Genomic DNA, 4,029 nt, shown 5'->3' with positions numbered 1-4,029 from the left:
GCCGCAACCGGGCAGCGGCCCGGTGCCCGGCGGCACCGTGGTGCTGGTCGGCCGGGAGGCTGGCGCCCGCCACCTGCGCGCCCTGCGCCCGGGCGACCCGGTCGACGTCGACTACCACCTGGCCGACCGGGACGGCCGCCCACAGCGCTGGGCCCTCGGAGCGTCCCCGATCCTGCTCGACGGCAGCCCGCTCCCCGGTCTTGACGGCAGCCGACGGGAACCGCGCTCCGCCGCCGCCCTCGCCCCGCACCGCCTGCTGCTGGTCAGCACGGACGGCCGCGGCGACGACTCCCCGGGCCTGACGATCCGCGAGCTCGCCGACTCCCTCCACGACCTGGGCGCCACCACCGCGGTCCAACTGGACGGCGGCGGCTCGGCCACCCTGGTCACCCGCGACCCGTCCACCGGCCACCCGACCGTGCGCAACCGGCTGGACGGCGACCAGCGCCCGGTCCCGAACGGCATCGGCGTGTTCGTGCGGTAGGCGCTCCGCGGGCGTCTCAGAGCGCTCGGTACCGGTCGAGAGCCTCGCGGGCATCGGGCACGAAGGACTCGTCGCCGGCCAGGTCCAGCAGTTCGCGCTCGGTCAGCCAGTCGTGCCACGCGACCTCCGACGGGTCGGGCCGCAGCTCATCGGTGATGACGACCTCGTGCAACCCCAGCCAGTAGGGGCTGATCACCCCCGCGCACAGGAACTTGAACACGAACCGAGGACGGGCGAGCACGCCGAGCTCCTCCGCCAGCTCCCGGGCGGCGGCGTCCTCGTACGACTCCCCGACGCCCACGGCGCCCCCGACCATCCAGTTCAGCCCGCCCGGGAACAGACGGTCGTCCGCCGGGCGGCGGTGAACGAGGATCCGGCCGCCGGGGTCCCGGCACACGATCGTCGCGATCCGGTGCAGCCATCCGTGCCGGATCGCCTCGCGCCTGCCCACCACGCCGAGGACACGGTCGTGCTCGTCAACCCGCTCGACACGTTTGCCCACCCGGCGTCAGCCTGCCCGGGCCGTGAGCGCGTCCCGCACACCGAACCACTGCTCGGCGCCGAACTCCTCGAACCGCGCCACCTCGGTGAACCCCAGCTTCGCCGCGAGGCGCAGCGCGCGGCCGTTGGCGGTCCGGGTGCAGAGCACCACCGACTCGCCGGGCCGCGCGCCGTCGAACCAGCCGAGCGCCGCCGCGCACGCCTCGGCGGCGTACCCGCGTCCCCACGCCTCCGGCAGGAACAGGTAGCCGAGTTCGGCCTCCCCACCCTCCGGACGGACGTGGCCCGGGCGCTCCGCGGCACGCGGATCGAGCGTGATCATGCCGATCATCGCCCCGTCCAGCTCGACCACGAAGAAACCGGCCCGCCGCCCCGGCACCTCGGGCACCACACTCTCGAGCTCATCGCGAGGCCGGGCCCCTCCGACGTACGCACCCACCTCCGGTGAGGCGAACAACTCGACGACCACCGAACGGTCCCGGGCCTCCGACTCGCGGAGCACGAGCCGCTCGGTCCGGATCGGCGCGGGCGGCCACGCGACGAGCCCAGGATCGGTCATGCCCGCCAACCTATCGCACACGCGCCAGCCAGCAGGCTGCCGCCTGGCTACTCCCAGCGCCAGCCGTCGTTGTCCCGGCAGGTGAGGGTGGTTCCGTTGGCGTCGGTGCCGGTGCCGCCGTGGGCGCTGTTGGGGCAGATGCGACCGCGGACGATGCAGTGGCCCTTGGAGTCGGTGGTGCAGCCGGCCGCCTCGTGCGTGGTGGGCGCGGGCTGGGCCGGCGTCGGGGTGTGGGGTGGGGTGTGCGGCGGAGCGGCCGGCTCGGAGGGTGCGGGAGGAGCGCTCGGCGCCACAGGGGTTGCGGTCGCGGTCGCGGTGGTCGTCGCCGTCGCGGTTGCGGTCGCCGTCGCGGTCGCCGTCGCGGTCGCCGTCGCGGTCGGGCTCGTGCTGGGGGACGGCGATGCGGTCCCCGGGCATTCCTCCTCGTTCTTCACCACGGAAAGCGTCACCGTCATGTCCTTCACCGACGGTTCCCCGGCGGCCGGTTGCTGGGAGCACACCTTCCAGTGGCTCGGCATGAAGACCGATCGCGTGTGGGACTCACCCGGGTGGACGTCCTTGAACTTCACGTCCTTGGCGACGTAGGCGTCCGGCTGCTGCAGGGCGTCCTTGGCCTTGTCCCCCTGCATTCCGACGACGTTCGGCACCGGCGTGCCGTCGGCGGCGGCCTTGCATCCGGTGACCACGAGCGCGGCGGCGAGTGCAGCGGTACCGAGCATGGTCGTGCGCGCCCGGCGGGAGCGGCGCGTCGGTCGAACTTCGTGCGGTGGGGCGAGCGGCGGCTGTATCACGGCGGGTGAGCGTACTTTCGGGTCGGCGGCGGGTGAAGTGGGCGAAGCTCCAAATGTGCGAAAGGTTCGAACGTATACCAAGGGAAACCGCGGCCGCCGGGGCCCTTGGTCACGTCACGTCGGGCCCTTGGTTGCGGTAGTTCCCCCAGGTCGAGGCGGCGAAAAGATCGTAGAAGAAAAAAGTGTTGTCCGTCGGGCCGTGTGAGGTCTCCAAGGTGTGGGACCGGACGCGGCCTGCGGCGCGGCTGGAGGGTCTGCGGCGAGGGCGTGGGGAATTGCAAGATGGGGCTGCCCCGAACGCGTCCGGTCCCACCGTGCGGGCGGTTCTCCCCTTCCGGCTCGCGCGCCCCGGCGGTCCGCTCGCATCCCCCCACGGCAGCGGACCGCCGGGGAGGAACAGGGCGCCGCGCAGCGGGTGGTGCCGGTACGGGGTGAGGGTTCACATTCGCAGCGAGCAGCCGTGTCCGACTTATTGACGCCCTGTCTAACCCGTCGGTAACTTCAAGGACATGCCAACGAAACCCCCGTCCCACCGGGGGAGTTGAGCGAGCCGCAGTCCGTGCCGTCCGCACCCCACCCCGTGCACGACACGACACCCCCCACCGAAGGAGCACCCCCATGCCGCTCCGTGCTGCCGTGTCCCGTGTGTCCGCCGTCGCCGTCGCCGCTGCCGCAGGGTTCGCCCTCGTCGCCGCGAGCCCGGCCTCCGCCGCCGGCCCGGCGAACTACGTCGCCCTCGGCGACAGCTACAGCGCCGCCTCCGGCAACTTCCCGCTCGACCCCACCGCCCCGCTGCTGTGCGCCCGTTCGACGAAGAACTACGCGCACCTCATCGCCGCGCGCACCGGCGCCCGCCTCACCGACGTCAGCTGCGGCGGCGCCCAGACGAAGGACTTCGCCGGGTCGCAGTACCCGGGCGTCGCGCCCCAGCTCGGCGCCGTCAACGCGAACACCGACGTCGTGACGCTGACCATCGGCGGCAACGACAACAACACCTTCATCAGCTCGATCCTCGCCTGCGGCAGCCTCGGCGTCCTGACCGCCGGCTTCGGCAGTCCGTGCAAGGACGCGTACGGCGACAGCTTCAACGAGGCGATCAGGACCAGGACCGGCCCCGCCATCGAGGCCGCGCTGCGCGCCGTGAAGAACAAGGCGCCGCACGCGCGGGTCGCGATCATCGGCTACCCGTGGATCGTCCCGGCCACCGCGGACCGCTCCTGCTACCCGAAGATGCCGCTCGCCTCGGGCGACGTCCCGTACCTGCGCGACCTCCAGTCCCACCTGAACCAGGCCGTCCGGCAGGCCGCCGCCACGACCGGGGCGACCTACGTCGACATGAGCACCGTGTCGAACGGCCACGACGCCTGCGCGCCGGTCGGCACCCGGTGGATCGAGCCGCTGTTCTTCAGCACGAGCCTCGCGCTCGTCCACCCCAACCCGCTGGGCGAGTCGAAGATGGCGGACCAGGCGATGGCGGCCCTCCACCTGGGCTGAGCGGCTACGGCCGGGCACCCACCACGAGCCACCGCGCCGGCAGTTCGATCGGGCTGCCGTCCGCGGTGGTCTCCGTGGTGGACAGCGGCAGGTCGCCGGACGCGAGGACGGCGAGGCCGGCGGTGTGGAAGAGCTCGGTGAACGTCGCGTCGGCGACCTCGGCGGGCGCGAGGCCGTGCGCGAAGACGGGCCGCAGCTTC

The 4,029-nt window shown here is 73.0% G+C and carries 5 protein-coding genes and 1 pseudogene; 2 read left to right on the top strand and 4 right to left on the bottom strand.

Features of this window, described 5'->3' with window-relative positions; genetic code table 11:
- A partial coding sequence (locus AB0O00_RS31510) for a phosphodiester glycosidase family protein (protein WP_363657575.1) occupies nt 1-484 on the top strand: 484 nt, incomplete at its 5' end.
- Between the two features lie 16 nt (nt 485-500).
- Here the strand turns inward: AB0O00_RS31510 and AB0O00_RS31505 are convergent.
- Genes AB0O00_RS31505 through AB0O00_RS31495 form a run of 3 tightly spaced genes read right to left on the bottom strand, consistent with a single transcriptional unit; the run spans nt 501 to nt 2,263 of the window.
- Nucleotides 501-986 carry an NUDIX domain-containing protein gene (locus tag AB0O00_RS31505; RefSeq protein ID WP_363657573.1) on the bottom strand — a complete coding sequence of 162 codons (486 nt, stop codon included), beginning with the start codon at nt 984-986 and terminating at the stop codon, nt 501-503.
- A 6-nt stretch (nt 987-992) separates the two neighbouring features.
- The gene (locus AB0O00_RS31500; protein ID WP_363657571.1) at nt 993-1,544 is read right to left on the bottom strand and encodes a GNAT family N-acetyltransferase; all 552 of its coding nucleotides are present in this window, start codon (nt 1,542-1,544) and stop codon (nt 993-995) included.
- A gap of 47 nt (nt 1,545-1,591) precedes the next feature.
- Nucleotides 1,592-2,263 (bottom strand): PASTA domain-containing protein, encoded by a 672-nt coding sequence (locus AB0O00_RS31495; protein WP_363657569.1) that lies wholly within the window; start codon nt 2,261-2,263, stop codon nt 1,592-1,594.
- Nucleotides 2,264-2,953: 690 nt separating this feature from the next.
- Here AB0O00_RS31495 and AB0O00_RS31490 point away from each other — a divergent pair.
- Nucleotides 2,954-3,829, top strand: coding sequence for an SGNH/GDSL hydrolase family protein (locus AB0O00_RS31490; RefSeq protein WP_363657567.1), 876 nt, complete (start codon nt 2,954-2,956; stop codon nt 3,827-3,829).
- A gap of 4 nt (nt 3,830-3,833) precedes the next feature.
- Here the strand turns inward: AB0O00_RS31490 and AB0O00_RS31485 are convergent.
- Nucleotides 3,834-4,029, bottom strand: a pseudogene (locus AB0O00_RS31485) (SAM-dependent methyltransferase); the annotation flags it as partial.

Origin of the sequence: Kitasatospora sp. NPDC093558 (assembly GCF_040683475.1) — a bacterium.
GTDB lineage: Bacteria > Actinomycetota > Actinomycetes > Streptomycetales > Streptomycetaceae > Kitasatospora.
This window is presented reverse-complemented; position numbering and strand designations above follow the sequence as displayed.

Bases quoted from the DNA above. Each gene is read 5' to 3' on its own strand.
- AB0O00_RS31500 (WP_363657571.1), bottom strand. From the start codon at position 1,544: ATGACCGATCCTGGGCTCGTCGCGTGGCCGCCCGCGCCGATCCGGACC.
- AB0O00_RS31495 (WP_363657569.1), bottom strand. From the start codon at position 2,263: ATGCTCGGTACCGCTGCACTCGCCGCCGCGCTCGTGGTCACCGGATGC.
- AB0O00_RS31490 (WP_363657567.1), top strand. From the start codon at position 2,954: ATGCCGCTCCGTGCTGCCGTGTCCCGTGTGTCCGCCGTCGCCGTCGCC.